The sequence below is a fragment of the Symbiobacterium ostreiconchae genome (genome assembly GCF_055396975.1).
In genome coordinates this window covers 2,741,230-2,755,099 of the sequence record NZ_AP042454.1, presented here as the reverse complement: position 1 = coordinate 2,755,099, position 13,870 = coordinate 2,741,230, and the positions used below count along the sequence as shown (strand labels likewise).

At 72.4% G+C, this 13,870-nt stretch carries 12 protein-coding genes; 3 read left to right on the top strand and 9 right to left on the bottom strand.

Annotation, left to right across the window (positions count from 1 at the left end):
- Nucleotides 1-18: 18 nt before the first annotated feature.
- The 8 genes from rimO to ACZ5UM_RS13300 all read right to left on the bottom strand — a co-directional run bounded on the left by rimO (nucleotide 19) and on the right by ACZ5UM_RS13300 (nucleotide 8,979).
- A complete protein-coding gene (gene rimO / locus ACZ5UM_RS13335; RefSeq protein ID WP_464844790.1) occupies nucleotides 19-1,476 on the bottom strand; it encodes a 30S ribosomal protein S12 methylthiotransferase RimO in 1,458 nt (485 codons plus the stop codon).
- 340 nt (nucleotides 1,477-1,816) lie between these two features.
- A complete protein-coding gene (locus ACZ5UM_RS13330) occupies nucleotides 1,817-2,353 on the bottom strand; it encodes a histidine phosphatase family protein (RefSeq protein ID WP_464844789.1) in 537 nt (178 codons plus the stop codon).
- 14 nt (nucleotides 2,354-2,367) lie between these two features.
- The gene (locus ACZ5UM_RS13325) at nucleotides 2,368-2,835 is read right to left on the bottom strand and encodes an NUDIX domain-containing protein (protein WP_464844788.1); all 468 of its coding nucleotides are present in this window, start codon (nucleotides 2,833-2,835) and stop codon (nucleotides 2,368-2,370) included.
- 95 nt (nucleotides 2,836-2,930) lie between these two features.
- Nucleotides 2,931-4,550: a hypothetical protein gene (locus ACZ5UM_RS13320; RefSeq protein ID WP_464844787.1), complete on the bottom strand. Its 1,620-nt coding sequence runs from the start codon at nucleotides 4,548-4,550 to the stop codon at nucleotides 2,931-2,933.
- Nucleotides 4,551-4,668: 118 nt separating this feature from the next.
- Nucleotides 4,669-6,234 carry a hypothetical protein gene (locus ACZ5UM_RS13315; protein WP_464844786.1) on the bottom strand — a complete coding sequence of 522 codons (1,566 nt, stop codon included), beginning with the start codon at nucleotides 6,232-6,234 and terminating at the stop codon, nucleotides 4,669-4,671.
- Nucleotides 6,231-7,592 (bottom strand): ABC transporter ATP-binding protein, encoded by a 1,362-nt coding sequence (locus ACZ5UM_RS13310; protein ID WP_464844785.1) that lies wholly within the window; start codon nucleotides 7,590-7,592, stop codon nucleotides 6,231-6,233. Before ACZ5UM_RS13310 ends, ACZ5UM_RS13315 begins: the two co-directional genes overlap by 4 nt.
- Before the next feature lie 53 nt (nucleotides 7,593-7,645).
- Nucleotides 7,646-8,587 (bottom strand): M56 family metallopeptidase, encoded by a 942-nt coding sequence (locus tag ACZ5UM_RS13305; protein ID WP_464844784.1) that lies wholly within the window; start codon nucleotides 8,585-8,587, stop codon nucleotides 7,646-7,648.
- Entirely contained in the window at nucleotides 8,587-8,979 is a 393-nt protein-coding gene (locus ACZ5UM_RS13300; protein WP_464844783.1) for a BlaI/MecI/CopY family transcriptional regulator, read from the bottom strand. Before ACZ5UM_RS13300 ends, ACZ5UM_RS13305 begins: the two co-directional genes overlap by 1 nt.
- Nucleotides 8,980-9,185: 206 nt before the next feature.
- Between ACZ5UM_RS13300 and ACZ5UM_RS13295 the strand changes: the two genes are divergently transcribed.
- The 3 genes from ACZ5UM_RS13295 to ACZ5UM_RS13285 all read left to right on the top strand — a co-directional run bounded on the left by ACZ5UM_RS13295 (nucleotide 9,186) and on the right by ACZ5UM_RS13285 (nucleotide 12,379).
- Entirely contained in the window at nucleotides 9,186-9,746 is a 561-nt protein-coding gene (locus ACZ5UM_RS13295; protein ID WP_464844781.1) for a UbiX family flavin prenyltransferase, read from the top strand.
- Between the two features lie 135 nt (nucleotides 9,747-9,881).
- Nucleotides 9,882-10,226, top strand: coding sequence for an ArsR/SmtB family transcription factor (locus ACZ5UM_RS13290; RefSeq protein ID WP_464844780.1), 345 nt, complete (start codon nucleotides 9,882-9,884; stop codon nucleotides 10,224-10,226).
- Between the two features lie 5 nt (nucleotides 10,227-10,231).
- Nucleotides 10,232-12,379 carry a heavy metal translocating P-type ATPase gene (locus tag ACZ5UM_RS13285; protein WP_464844778.1) on the top strand — a complete coding sequence of 716 codons (2,148 nt, stop codon included), beginning with the start codon at nucleotides 10,232-10,234 and terminating at the stop codon, nucleotides 12,377-12,379.
- Nucleotides 12,380-12,656: 277 nt separating this feature from the next.
- On the opposite strand, the gene bshA is transcribed toward ACZ5UM_RS13285, so the two are convergent.
- Complete coding sequence (bshA, locus tag ACZ5UM_RS13280) at nucleotides 12,657-13,775, bottom strand: N-acetyl-alpha-D-glucosaminyl L-malate synthase BshA (protein WP_464844777.1); 1,119 nt, start codon at nucleotides 13,773-13,775, stop codon at nucleotides 12,657-12,659.
- Between the last annotated feature and the right edge of the window lie 95 nt (nucleotides 13,776-13,870).

The following is a 13,870-nucleotide window of genomic DNA, read 5'->3' as shown; positions in this document are numbered from 1 at the left end:
GGGCACTTCTTTCTGCGGCTACTGATGGCGGGCGGGCTGGAAGACGGGCAGGATGAGATCCTGCTCCTGCGCGACCCCGTCGATGGTGAGCGGCTCGGTCGTCTCCCCCAGCAGGTCGTAGTCCTGCACCCCGGTGATGCGCACCTGCACCATGTCGCCGGGCCTCAGCTGCGCCCCGGCCGGTGCCCGGAACACCACGACCCCGTCGATGCCGGGCGACTGCCGGTAGCAGCGGCCCACGAACCAGCCCCGGCCCCGGGGCGAGCGGCCCTCCACCAGCACCTCCAGCTCCCGGCCGACCTGCATCTGGTTCCGCCTGCGGGCGATCTCCTGCTGCACCGCCATGGCCCGGTCACGCCGCTCCAGGCGCACCGCCACGGGCAGCTGCTCCATCTGCCCCGACTTGGTGCCCTCCTCCTGTGAGTACGCGAAGACCCCCACGTGGTCGAACTCGCACGCCCGGAGGAAGTCCAGCAGGATCCCGAAGTCCTCCTCGGTTTCCCCCGGATGGCCGGCGATAAAGGTGGAGCGGAGGCAGATGTCCGGAATCCGCTCCCGCAGCTTCTGCACCAGCCTGAGGTACCCCTCCGCGTTGGCCGGCCGGTTCATGATCCGCAGCAGCCGGTTGGAGCCGTGCTGCAGCGGCAGGTCGAGGTAGTTCAGCACCTTGGGCTCGGTGGCGATGACCTCGATGAGCTCATCGGTAATCCGGGTCGGATAGGAGTAATGGATGCGGATCCAGCGGATGCCGTCCACCGCCGCGAGCTTGCGCAGCAGCGCGGCGAGCATGGGCCTGCGGTAGAGGTCCATGCCGTAGTAGGTCGTGTCCTGGGAGATGACGACGAGTTCCCGCACGCCCATCCGGGCGAGCCGCTGCGCCTCGTCGACGACGGACTCCATGGGGCGCGACCGGTGCCGCCCGCGCATGAGCGGAATCGAGCAGAAGGCGCAGGCGCAGTCGCAGCCCTCGGCGATCTTGATGTAGGCGGTGTAGCCCGGCGTGGCCAGCACCCGCTCGAAGTTCCAGTCGGTGATGGAGTCGGGGTCGGAGATCTGCTGCACCCGCTGCCCCGCCAGGATGCCGGCCACCACCTCGCCGATGCGGGGGTAGTCGGCGGTGCCCACCAGCGCGTCGATCTCGGGGATCTCCCGGGCCAGCTCCTCGCCGTACCGGGGCACCATGCAGCCCGCGACGACCAGGGCCTGGCACTTGCCGTGGACCTTCTGCTGGGCGGCCTCCAGGATCGCGTCGATGGACTCCTGCTTGGCTTCCTCAATGAACCCACAGGTATTGACGACGAGGACGTCGGCCTCCTCGGCGCGGTTGGTGATCTTGTAGCCCGTGTTCTGCAGCAGGCCGATCATCGACTCGGTGTCCACCAGGTTCTTGGCGCAGCCGAGGGAGATGAAGCCGACCTTCACCGGTCGGCCGGCGATCTGGGCGCCGGGCAGGGCGGTCGTCGTGCGGTCGGTCAAGTCGTGTCGCCTCCTATGTGAAAGAGGCCGCCGGTAGGTTGCGGTGGCCTCGGGCATCGGTCGCCGTGACGTACCTAATTTTACAGAGCCGGGCGGGGGTTGTCTACCGCGCGAGCGGTGAGCGGTGAGCTGTGGGCGGTGGGTTGTGGGCGGCGGGACGAGGGTGCGCCAGCCTCCTGGCCGAAGGGGCAGCGGCGGCCGCCCTTGCGGCCCTCCTGTCGCTCCGGCACGAGTGTGCACCGAGGCGCGTGGCCCTGGTCTTCACCGGCGGAAACATCGCGCCGGAGGTGCTGGCCCGGGTGCTGCGGACGGATGGGACCGGTAGTCCCGCCCCTTCGCGCTAGCCCTCACCCTTGACCCGGATGGGCTCAACCCGCACGCAGACGGTCCCGGCGAAATACATGCGCACGCCCTCGCAGTAGCCGAACGCAGGCCCCCAGGCGGCGAAATCCTCGTCCGGCTTGCAGCCCACCGCGCTGGCCTCCACGACGCCGCCGTGGGAGATCACCAGCGCCCGGCCGCTTTCGGGCAGCCGGGCGGTGAGTTCCCGGTGAAACGCCGCCAGCCTGCGCACAAACCGCGCGACCGCCCCCTCCGGAAGACCTCGCGCCGCCGCTGCGATGCAGGCGACTCCCGCATCCCACGGCACCTCGTCCTCGAAGCCGGGGGCGAGACTCGACAGCCAGTCCACCTGTTCGTCGACCGCAAAGCCCATGGCGATGGCGGTCTCGTAGGCGCGGGGAAGGGCGCTGGTCACCACCAGGTCGAAGGGCCCCATGCCCTCGCCCACCGCCCGCGCCAGGTCGACCCCGGCCTGCGAGAGGTGCTGGCCGGGCTTGACGCGCAGGGTGTGCCGCCGGTGCTCGATGATCCGCAAGCCCGTCCCTCCCACTACGCTTCAGCCTCCCTCCCGGCATCGGCGGGGCCCGGATAGCTCACCTCATCGCCCCACCCGAGTACCGTCTCCCCGAAGGGCGGGACGCTGAGCAGCCCGGCCGTCCAGAGGAAGGCGCGGTCCCGCTCTGAAAGCTGGTCCAGCCGCATCCAGCACACGTCCACGAGGACCTGGGGCTGCCCGGCGCACTCCGGGTCGTGGCCCAGACTCGGTTCCTGGTCGCCGATGTCGATGAGGAACGTGTAATGCAGGTCGTCCGGGCCGTAGGTGACCACGCTGGTTTCCCGGATCACCTTACCCCGCACCCGGCACTCCTCCTCCAGTTCCCGGACAGCGGCATCCGCGGGAGATTCCCCCTCCGCAATCGCCCCGCCGGGGAGGCACCACCACGCCTTTCCCCCCTGCCGGTGCCGAACCATGAGGATCTCCCGGCCGCGGACCACGATCGCCTGCGCTCGGGACATGCCCGGACCTCCCTTCGCGTGTCGCCTGCTTCGCCCGGCCATCACCAGGCCTTTACCTCCAGGGTGGGCAGCGTCCCGGCGCCCCCCTGGACCCGTCACTGCACCTTCGGGAACAGGGTGAACCGCAGCTGCCCGGGGTCCTCGGGGACCCGGTAGACCGGCGCGCCTTTGCCCCGGTTCGCCTGCAGAAATGCCTTCACGTATTGGTACATGGCCTCCGAGTAGTCGTGCCCCGTGCCCCGGTCCAGGACGAAGGCGCCGTGGCCGCCGGCCTCGCCGTAGAGGGCGGTCAGGGCCTCGGCGCGCGGCAGGACCGCCTCCCCCCACAGCGCCGTGATGATCCGCCGCTCCTCGTCGCCGTAGGAGTCGCGGTAAGGCAGCGTGTTGTTGGGGTCGTCCTCGCCCATGAAGACCAGGCGGGCCACCCGGTTGTGCGCGGCCAGGTCGAACGGGCGGCCTGCGATGGCCTCGTAGTCGGCCGTGCCGATCGGGTACGGGAGCGGCTCGCCGCCGTGTTCGGCCATCGGCAGCAGCATGTTGTCCAGGGCCGCCCCGGCCACCACCGCCTTCACCCGCTCCGGCTGCAGCGCCGCGAACCGGTCAGCGAAGGTTCCCGAGGCCGAGAAGCCCACCACGAAAGCCTGCTCCTCCACCCCGAATCCGTAGGCGTTCAGGTAGCCCACGGCGTGCTCGATCATCGCCGCCACCTGCCGGTCCAGGCGGGTCAGGCTCTCCGGGCTGAACCCCGCCTGCCGGAACGGCCGCTCCAGCGACGCCGCCAGGCCGGGGTCCTGCAGCATCAGGTGAAGCCGCGCCGCGTCCCGGTCCAGGGCGTGGGTGAAGAAGGTGTTCTCCTCGCCGCCATACCGGTAGGTGATCACGGGGCGCGGGACCGCGGGCATGAGCAGCGGCGCCCACAGCTCCTCCGCCAGCCGCATGGAGAGCTGCTGCCCGCGCTCCACCTCGGCCCGGGTGCGGGCCAGGGTCTCCGCGACGCTGTTGCTGGGGCCGGTGTTGTTCATCTCCACGATCAGGTGCCGCGGCTGCCCCTCGTTGGCTTCCCGGTGCGCGTCGCCGGGCAGGACCAGGAAGTAGGGCCAGTGGAAGCCCCGCTCCGGCATGGCGGGCACCAGCACGATCTGCCGCCGGCCCGTGGGGACCAGCTCCGGCAGGCCGCCGGTCGTAAAGCCGACCCGCAGCACCTCGCCCGTGCGCGTGACCATCTTCAGGACGTACTCGGTACCCAGCGCGAGGACCGGCCGGCCCTCGGCCGTCGCCTGGTCGTCCGCGATGCGCAGCTCATCCCAGGCCAGCGTGAACTGACGGGAAACGTAGCGCTCGCCGGCCGACTCCAGCCCGATCGCCTCCACGTCCGCCGCCGCGACACCGAGGCTCGCCAGGTCGATGACAGGGCAGAAGGGATCCACCGGCGCCGCGAGGCGGACGGAAGCCGGCCGCGGCTGCACGGCTGCCGTGCGGGTCGCGGGATCCCACGCCACCGCCATGCCCATGGCCTGGGCGATGTCGGTGAGGCGCACGTAGGCCCGGTCCTCCAGCAGGAGGTTGTCGGCCTGCACCTCCCGGCCGCCCACGGTCACCGTGAAGCCGTTGCGGAGCACCCGGATTGTCTCCCACTTGCCGAAGGCCGCCCCGGCCGTTCCGCTCAGGAGGAGCAGGACGGCCACGGTCGCCCCGGCGCGCGCCAGTCCCTTCACGTCGGAGGCCCCCTTTCCTGCTGCGGGTGAACCGCACCGCACAGCCGTCGCCGCCAGCGCACCACACCCCTTTTCTGCGCCCCGGCCGCTGAACCCTGCCCCGGTCCGCACCGCAGCCCTACCCCAGGACCCCGCGCCGCCACAGCCGATCCACCCAGCGCCACCCGGCCAGGACCGCTCCGACGCCCGGCAGGGCCAGGGCGGCGATCCCGCGCGGGTCCGTGCGACAGAGCCAGATCCCCGCCGCGGCGATCAGCAGGAGACCGAGCAGGCCGACGACGCCGCCGGCGCGGGTGGGCACCTGCTCGAAGGCAGCCGCCAACTGCTCCGTGTCGGCGCGGAGCCCGCCTGCACGCGGGGCCGCATCGAAGGCGGCCGCGCCCACCAGCCAGGTCACCCCGACCAGGGCCAGCGCCCCGCTGACCGCGGCGAGCCCGGCGGCAACCGCGGGCCCGCGCCCGCCCGCAGCCGCCCAGGTGAAGGTTGTCAGCGCCGCCACCGGCACCACGGGCAGCGTGGCCAGCCACTTGCCCAGCAGCAGCTGGCCGGGGCTCACGCCCGCCAGCACCGGCAACGCCGCGCGCTCACCGTCGGACGAGAAGAGCGCGGCCGCCTGCTCGCCGTAGTTGAACAGGGCCGCGATGACGCCGATGCCGATGTACAGCGCGCCGGCGCGTGCCGGCGGCGCGTCCCCCAGTCCCGGCGCGAAGACGAACGCTGCTGCCGCCACCGCCGCGCAGATCCCCAGCCGGACCAGGCTGAACCAGTTGCGCATGGCGCCCAGCCACGCCTGGGCCTGCAGGGCGCCGGCGGGTCCGCCGGTCAGGGCCGGCCACCGCGAGCGCAGGGGCCGGCTCCGCCGGTCGAGGGCCTCCCGCACGGCGAGCCACGCCGCGCGGAACGCGTCCCGACCGGTTGGCCGCCCGCGCCGAGGCGCCGCGCCCGGCTCGCCAACCACGACGGCCAGCCCCGGCAGGGAAAGCAGGGCGATCAGCGCCAGTTCCCCCCAGGCCGCGCCGGCGTCCGGCGGCACGGCAGCCCAGCGCCCCGCGGCCACCTGCCCCAGCCCCACCGTAAACAGGTACAGGACGGACCAGACGAGGACGAGCACGAGGACCAGCGCCAGGGCCGGGATCAGCACCAGCACCCCGGGCCACCGGCGGGCGAGCCCCACCAGGGCGCCCACGGCCGTGAGGTGACCCAGGCCGCCCGCGGCCAGGGAAGCGGCAACCAGGGCCGCGAGCAGGAGGGCCGCACGCCCGGGGGGGAGACCCGCCCGGTCCAGGGCCAGAAACAACCCGCCGGCGATCAGCAACTGGGTCCACAGCCGGCCGGAAAGGGCGCCGACGACCTGGGCCAGCAGTAGCGCCCGGGACGGGGCGGGCGAGAGGCAGGCCAGCGTCACCAGCGGGCCGGTGAAAAGCCGCTCCCGTCCCCGCAGGAGCTCGGTAAGCAGCGCCACCAGCCAGCCCTCTCCGAGCGCCACCAGCACCGCCACACCCGGCGACAGGGTCAGATGGGCGGCCTCCAGCCGCCATACGGCCGCGCCGGCCATCCCGGCCTGCAGCAGGGCCCGCCACAGCCCGGATTTGATGCGGCTGAAGCGCCAGCCGTCGTTCAAAGCCGCCCGGAACGCGGCGCAGATCAGCGCCTTCAGGGGAACCGTGATGCGCAGGTCGCTCATGCCGTCACCCCCGCCCGCTCGGCCGTCAGCGCCAGGAACAGCTCCTCCAGGTCCGCATGCGGCAGCCCGGCCGCGGCCCGCAGCGCCGCCAGGTCGCCCACCGCCCGGATCTCGCCCTCGTGGATGACGGCGATCCGGTGGGCCAGCTCCGCCGCCACCTCCAGGATGTGCGTCGTCAGCAGCACCGCGCATCCCCTCTCCGCCGCGCGGCGGATGAAGTCCTTCACCTCCCGGCTCGCCCTCGGGTCGAGGCCGTTGGTCACCTCGTCGAGCAGCAACACCCGGGGCCGGTGCACCAGTGCGGCGGCAATGGCGATCTTGCGCTTCATGCCCAGGGAGAAGGACCGGATCTGGTAATCGCCCCACCGCTCAAGCCCCACCTGCGCCAGCAGTTCCCCGGCGCGAGCCCGGCCCTGCGCCTCCGGCAGGCCGTAGAGGCCGGCCATCAACCAGAGGAACTCCCGGGCCGTGAGGGATTCGTGCAGCAGCGGCACGTCGGGCACGTAGCCCAGCAGCCGCCGCACGGGGGCTCCCTCCGCCCACAGGTCCCGCCCTTCCACCAGCACCCGGCCGGCACTGGGCCGCATCAGGCCGGTGGCCATGCGGATCGTGGTGGACTTCCCGGCGCCGTTGGAGCCGAGGAAGGCGAGGATCTCGCCGTAGTGCACCGTCAGGTCGACGCCGCGCACGGCCGTGAAGCCGCCGAACCGCTTGACGAGACCCTGAAGCCGGAGTGCGGGCGCCCCGGACTCCGGGCGGGGCGCCGCAGCGGTCTGCACCGCCGCCCGGTCGACCAGAGCCGCGCCGCCACGCGCGGGGGGCCCGGCGGCGCCCTCCCCCGGCCCGCCCTCCTGCCGCCGGATGGCGGCCAGGAACCGCTCCGGTTCATCCAGGCTGAGCACGATGCGGGTGAACTGGCAGATCCCGTGGCCCGGGACCTTCATCGCGTACGGGCGGGCGAGGTGCAGGGCGACCAGCCGGCGGTGGTCGGCCACCAGGTAGAGCGTGTCGGTGCGGCTCCCGTACAGGACGCCGGCGTGGTCCGTGCCCCGCAGTTCCGGATTGGCCATCTGCGCCGACACCACGTCCGCCCGGTCCACGGCGAGCCGGTGCCGTCCCATGCGCAGCAGCAGGCGCCGGTCATCCAGCGTGTGGAACGTCCGCAGGCTGGCCGTGACCCACCAGTACACGACACCGGCGATGGAAAGGCCGCCCAGGCACACCCAGAGGCCCCAGGGCCGGGGCAGGAGAAACAGGGCCAGGACAAACGAGAGCAGATCCGCCAGGGCCAGCACGAACAGGCTGGCCAGCCTGTTCCGGAGCGCCTGCCCGGTGCGCGTATAGGTGAACCGCTCCACGGGGACCCCTCCTGTACTACGCTTGTAGTAATTTGGTCAAGCAGGTGCCCGCCTCAGAACAGGCGAGCCACCGCAGCAAACAGCAGCGTGTAGGCCAGCCCCATCGCCAGGTGCCCCCAGCGGGCCGACGCCGCCCAGCGGCTGCCGGGACGCGCGGCGCCGAGACCGAGGGGCGGCACGACGTGCGGAGCCGCGCCGTCTGCATCGGCCAGGTAGGCCAGCCGCTGCACAACGCCCGATGAGGCGGAAGCGGAGGCAAACGCGCCGCCCCGCAGCGGCCTGCCCGCGCCGTACCGGCCCAGCGCCCACCTGCCCAGGGCCAGCGCGTAGGCGCGCCGGTCGCCGGTCCAGTCCGCGGCCTGCCGGTCGGCGGCCATCTCCACTTCCAGGGCATACTGCTCGGCTGCCCGCCGGACCAGCGGGTGCCAGCCCAGCAGCGCCCGCACGATCCCACAGGCCCAGAGCCGCAGCGGATCCCGCCGTGCGATGTGGGCGAGCTCGTGGGCGACGATCGCCCGGAAGTCCGCCTCCGGCAGGGCGACGACCGACGGCGTGAGGACCAGGGCGGTCCGCAGGATGCCCACGGTCGCGGGATCCAGCCGGTCGGCGGGGTCGTAGAGAACCGCAAACGGCCGCCGCAGCCCGAACGCGCGGGCGAGGGAGCGGACCCGGTCCGCCACGCCGGCCGGCGCGGCAGTGAGGCGGCGGCGCAGTGCCCCGTACGCGCCGCAGTGCAGCGCGAGGGCGAGGGCCGCGGCCAGGGCCAGGACCAGCGCAGCCCACCGCCAAAGCGGCGAGAGCAGCAGCGTGACCACGGGGACCCCCAGCAGGACCGCGTGCCAGCCCAGCCGCACGGCCGGGTCGGCGTAGCGGCCGACGAAGCGGAGAGTGGTCTGTGTGTCGACCAGGAACAGCGTGATGAACCCCAGCCAGACCGCCAGCGGGACCAGGCACGCCGCGGCCGGCTCTGCCAGCAGCGCCGCCGGCTGCGCCATCAGCCCTCTCCCCCTTCCTCCAGCCGCTCCACCAGCCGCCTGAGTTCCGCCACGTCCTCCGGAGTCAGCCGCTCGCTGCCCAGGATGAAGCTGATCGCCGGGACCACCCGGCCCCCGAAGAACCGCCGGCTCCACTCCTGCAGCGTGGACTCCGCCATCGCCTCCCGCGGCAGCGCCGCCCGGTAGAGGTAGGCCCTGCCCTCCTTCCTGCGGGTCAGCAGCCCCTTGGCGGTCAGGCGGGTCATCACCGTCATCACGGTGGTGTAGGCGATCTCCCGGTCCCGCAGCAGCGCCTGGTGAACGTCCTCCACCTGGACCTCGCCCTTCTCCCAGACAAGGCGCATCACGTCCGCCTCCAGGGGGCCCAGGTCGAATCCGGTGGTGCCCGGCATGCGCATCCCCCCCTCTGTCTCCAGTATATACGACAGTGGTAGTAGTTCAACCGCTCACGCGATTCCGGGTTGGCATGATGCCCATTCCCTGCCCAGCTGCCCACAACGCACAAAATTGCGATCTTCAGCCGTTGAACAGGAGAACGCCGCCCGGGCACGAAGTTGAACCGCGGTTGGACAAGGTGCTGGATGGGAGAGTTGCGGATATGCGGATCGTCGTCGGAATGTCCGGCGCCAGCGGCGCGCTGATCGGCATCCGGCTGCTGGAAGCGCTCGCGCAGCAGCCCGGGTGCGAGACCCACCTGGTGATCACCGCCGGAGCAGAGCGCACCATCTTGGAGGAGACGGATTACACCGTGGACCAGGTGAAGCGACTGGCCGCGGTGGTGCACGACGTCCGGGACGTGGGCGCCAGCATCGCCAGCGGCAGCTTCCGGACGGCGGGCATGGTGGTCGCGCCGTGCAGCATGAAAACCCTGGCCGGCATCGTCACCGGCTACTCCGACAACCTGCTCCTCCGGGCCGCCGACGTGATGCTGAAGGAGCGGCGGCCGCTGATCCTGGTCACGCGCGAGGCCCCGCTCAGCGGCATCCACCTGGAGAACATGCTCAAGGCCCACGCCAACGGCTGCACGATCCTGCCGCCCGTGCCGGCGTTCTACAACCGCCCGCAGACCATCGAGGACGTGCTGGACCACGTGGTCGGCCGGATCCTGGGGATGTTCGGGCTGAAGCACGAGAGGTACCGCCCGTGGCACGGGGGGTAACCCGGAACCCCGGGTGTGGGGGCTGACCGCCCAGTGCGGCCGGCCCCTTTTTGCTGCCCGTGGTTGACACGGCATTACGTACGCCGTATTCTACAATTAGACAGATGTCTAATCGTCTTTGCGAGGTGAGGCAGCATGGCACCGCGCGGCGCTCACCCGGAACACGCCGACCAGGCCCGGCTCGACGCCCTGCGGGAACGGCTGCCGGAGGTCGCCGGGCTGTCGGAGCTCTTCCGCGTCCTGGCCGACGAAACCCGCACCAAGATCCTCTACCTGCTCGCCGCCGAGGAGCTCTGCGTCCACGACCTGGCGCAGATCCTCGACCTCACCCTGCCCACCGTTTCCCACCACCTCCGGCTGATGCGGCTGATGCGGCTCGTCAAGAGCCGGCGCGACGGCAAGCACGTCTACTACTCCCTCTCCGACGACCACGTGCTGCAGTTGATCCAGACCGCGCAGGAACACTATCAGGAGGAGTAATCCAGATGGCACACAAGGTCAGCTGCAGCCTCCAGGGGCTCGACTGCGCCAACTGCGCCGCCAGGATCCAGGATGCGCTCCACCGGAGCGGCATGCCCGAGGCTGTGGTCAGCTTCGCCACGGGCCAGCTTCTCGTCCCGGCCGACCAGCTCGACCGGGCCCGGGAGGTCATCCGGCAGGTGGAGCCCGGCGTCACGGTCCTGGCGCCGGCCGGGGAGGCCGCGCCCGCGCACGGCCAGGACGACGAGGCGCCGGGCTGGCGCCGCATCGGCGAGATGGCCGCGGCGGCGGCCTTGCTGGTGGCCGGCGCCGTATTCCACGACGCCCTTCACGCCGCCCCCTGGGCGGAGTACGCCCTCTTCCTCGCCGCCTACGTGCTGGTCGGGCGGGGCGTGCTGCTGGCCGCCCTGCGCAACATCCGGCAGGGGCAGGTCTTCGACGAGAACTTCCTCATGACCGTGGCCACGCTCGGGGCGTTCGCGATTCACGAGCTACCCGAGGCCGTGGCCGTCATGCTCTTCTACGCGGTGGGCGAGTACTTCCAGGACCGGGCGGTCGCGGGCTCCCGCCGCTCCATCCGGGCGCTGCTGGCCGTCCGCCCGGACCAGGCCCGCGTCCTGCGGGACGGCGAGCTGGTCCAGGTGGCGCCCGAGGCGGTCGCCGTCGGGGAGGAGATCGTCGTCCGGCCCGGGGAACGGATCCCGCTGGACGGGGTCGTGACCGAGGGCACGACCTACGTCGACACCTCGGCGCTCACCGGCGAGTCGGCGCCCCGGCATGCGGGGGAGGGCGACGCCGTGCTGGCGGGCACCGTGAACCTCCGGGGCCTCATCACCGTGCGGGTCACCCGGCCCTTCGGCGAGTCCTCCATCGCCCGGGTGCTCCAGCTGGTGGAGCAGTCCGCGGCGCGGAAGGCGCCCACCGAGCGGGCCATCACCGCGTTCGCCCGCTGGTACACGCCGGCGGTGGTCGCGCTCGCCGCCCTCGTGGCGCTGGTCCCGCCGCTGCTGCTGCCCGGGGCCGCGTTCGCCGAATGGCTCCACCGGGCGCTGGTGCTGCTGGTGATCTCCTGCCCCTGCGCCCTGGTCGTGTCGGTCCCGCTCACCTACTTCGGCGGCATCGGGGCCGCCTCCCGGGCTGGCGTGCTGGTGAAAGGCGGCAACTACCTGGACGCCCTGGCGAGGCTGGACACCGTGGTCTGGGACAAGACCGGCACGCTCACCGAGGGGCGGTTCGCGGTCGTGTCGGTGGCGGCCGCCGAGGGCATCGAGGCCGCCCACGTGCTGCACATGGCCGCACACGCCGAGGTGCACTCCTCGCACCCCATCGCCGCCGCGATCCTGGAGGCGCACGCGGAGGCGCACGCCCATCCCGTCGACGCCGGCGCGGTGACCGACTATGAGGAGGTCGCCGGGCACGGCGTGCGGGCCCGGATCGACGGCCGGCTGGTGCTGGCGGGTAACGAGCGGCTGCTGGCCCGGGAGGGCGTCACGCTCCCGGAGACCCACGCCGATGCGGCCTCCACCGTCGTCCACGTGGCGGTGGACGGCGCCTGGGCGGGCCGGATCGCCATTGCGGACCGGGCAAAGCCCACCGCCGCCGACGCGGTGGCGCGGCTGCGGGCGCTGGGCGTCCGTCGCCAGGTGATGCTCTCCGGCGACGACCACCGGGTGGCTGATACAGTGGCCCGGAGCCTGGGGCTGGATGAGGCGCGTGCCAACCTCCTTCCCGAGGACAAGGTGGCCGCCGTCGAGGAGATCGACGCCGCGCGCCGCAGCGCGGGCCGCTCCGGCACGCTGGCCTTCGTCGGCGACGGCATCAACGACGCGCCGGTGCTCTCGCGGGCAGACGTGGGCGTGGCCATGGGGGGCCTGGGCGCCGACGCGGCCATCGAGGCGGCGGACGTGGTCATCATGGACGACGACCCGGCCAAACTGGCCGTCGGCGTGGCCGTGGGGCGCAGGACGCGGCGGATCGTGGCCCAGAACATCGCCTTCGCCCTGGGCGTGAAGGCCCTGGTGATGCTGCTGGGCACGGTCGGCCTGGCCAACATGTGGGCCGCTGTCTTCGCCGACGTCGGCGTCTCCCTGCTGGCGGTGCTGAATGCCACCCGGGTCATGCGCGTCGGTGCGCGCGATCCCCGCGCGGCCTGACGCCCGGATCCCCTCCTTCGCATCCGGTGGAGCGGCGCCTGCATCCCTGCGGACAGGGGCACAGGCGCCGCTTCTGTGTGCAACACCGGGTAATTCCAGCCATGACCGCCCCCTCCGCCTGGCGGTCTAACCTATTAGAACGACGGAACCGCCGGGGCCGGGGGGCCGGCGGCGGCGCCCTGCCCCGGCTGGCGCTGCTGACCCGGTGGGGGCTGGGCGGGAAGGTCGGCCGGGCCCGGCGCGCGCGGGGCCGCCCGGCACCCCCGTCCACCGGGCTTCAGCCCGCGACCTCCCGGTACAGCGCCTCGTACTGCGGCACGACCCGCTCGGCGCAGAACTCGGTCCGCACCCGTTGCACCGCGGCCTCGCCCAGCCGCCGGCGCAGTTCCCCATCCTCCAGGATCTGCAGGGCCCGACGGGCCATGCCCTCCACGTCGCCCACCTGGCAGAGGAAACCGGTCTCCCCCTCCACCACGACCTCGGGCAGGCCCCCGGTGCGGCTCACAACCACAGGCACGCCGCAGGCCATCGCCTCCAGCGCGGCGAGACCGAACGACTCCTGCTCACTGGGGAGCAGGAACACGTCGGCTACCGAGAGCAGCGGCATGACCTCCTCCTGGTTCCCCAGGACCAGGATGCGCTCGCGCACCCCCAGCCGCTCCGCCAGCGTGAGCGTCGGCGCCATCTCGGGACCGTCGCCCACCAGGATCAGCCGGCTGGGCACCTCCCGCGCCACCCGGGCGAAGACCTCCACCACGTCCCAGGGGCGCTTCACCCGCCGGAAGTTGGACATGTGCAGGAGCAGCCGCTCCCCCTCGGGGGCCAGCCGCCGGCGGAGCCCGGGCGCTTCCTGCCGCCGCCACCGGGCGCAGTCCAGGAAGTTCGGAATGACCCGGACGGTCCGGTCGATGGGCAGCAGGGTCACCGTATCCGTCCGCAGCGACTCCGACACGGCCGTCACCGCGTCGGACCGGTTGATGGAGAACGCGATGATCTCCGTGAAGGAAGGGTCGGCGCCCATCAGCGTGATGTCGGTGCCGTGCAGGGTGGTCACCACCCGGGGACCCCCGGGGCCGATGATCTCCCGCGCCAGGTAAGCCGCCGTCGCGTGGGGCACGGCGTAATGGGCGTGGATGACGTCCAGCCCCTCCATCCGGTGCACCTCGACCAGCTTGTTGGCCAGGGCCAGCACGTAAGGGGGCTCCCCGAACAGGGGATACGTCGGGGTCTGCACCTGGTGAAAGCGGATGCGCTCCTCGAACTGGCTCAGGCGGAAGGGCACGGCCGAGGAGACCAGGTGGATCTCGTGCCCGCGCCGGGCCAGCTGCACCGCCAGCTCCGTGCCCACGATGCCGCTGCCGCCGACGCTGGGGTAACAGACTACGCCGATGCGCATGCGCCACGCCTCCGTTCGGCAGCACAAAGGGCTGCAGGGTTTGACACCCGGACCGCTGAATATGTAGGCGTCAGACGCCGCGGATTCCCGTCCGG

Excerpts from the sequence above, each read along its gene's own strand:
- ACZ5UM_RS13315 (WP_464844786.1), bottom strand. The coding sequence starts at position 6,234 with ATGAGCGACCTGCGCATCACGGTTCCCCTGAAGGCGCTGATCTGCGCC.
- bshA (WP_464844777.1), bottom strand. The coding sequence starts at position 13,775 with ATGCGCATCGGCGTAGTCTGTTACCCCAGCGTCGGCGGCAGCGGCATC.
- ACZ5UM_RS13295 (WP_464844781.1), top strand. The coding sequence starts at position 9,186 with ATGCGGATCGTCGTCGGAATGTCCGGCGCCAGCGGCGCGCTGATCGGC.
- ACZ5UM_RS13305 (WP_464844784.1), bottom strand. The coding sequence starts at position 8,587 with ATGGCGCAGCCGGCGGCGCTGCTGGCAGAGCCGGCCGCGGCGTGCCTG.
- ACZ5UM_RS13300 (WP_464844783.1), bottom strand. The coding sequence starts at position 8,979 with ATGCCGGGCACCACCGGATTCGACCTGGGCCCCCTGGAGGCGGACGTG.
- ACZ5UM_RS13285 (WP_464844778.1), top strand. The coding sequence starts at position 10,232 with ATGGCACACAAGGTCAGCTGCAGCCTCCAGGGGCTCGACTGCGCCAAC.
- ACZ5UM_RS13325 (WP_464844788.1), bottom strand. The coding sequence starts at position 2,835 with ATGTCCCGAGCGCAGGCGATCGTGGTCCGCGGCCGGGAGATCCTCATG.
- ACZ5UM_RS13290 (WP_464844780.1), top strand. The coding sequence starts at position 9,882 with ATGGCACCGCGCGGCGCTCACCCGGAACACGCCGACCAGGCCCGGCTC.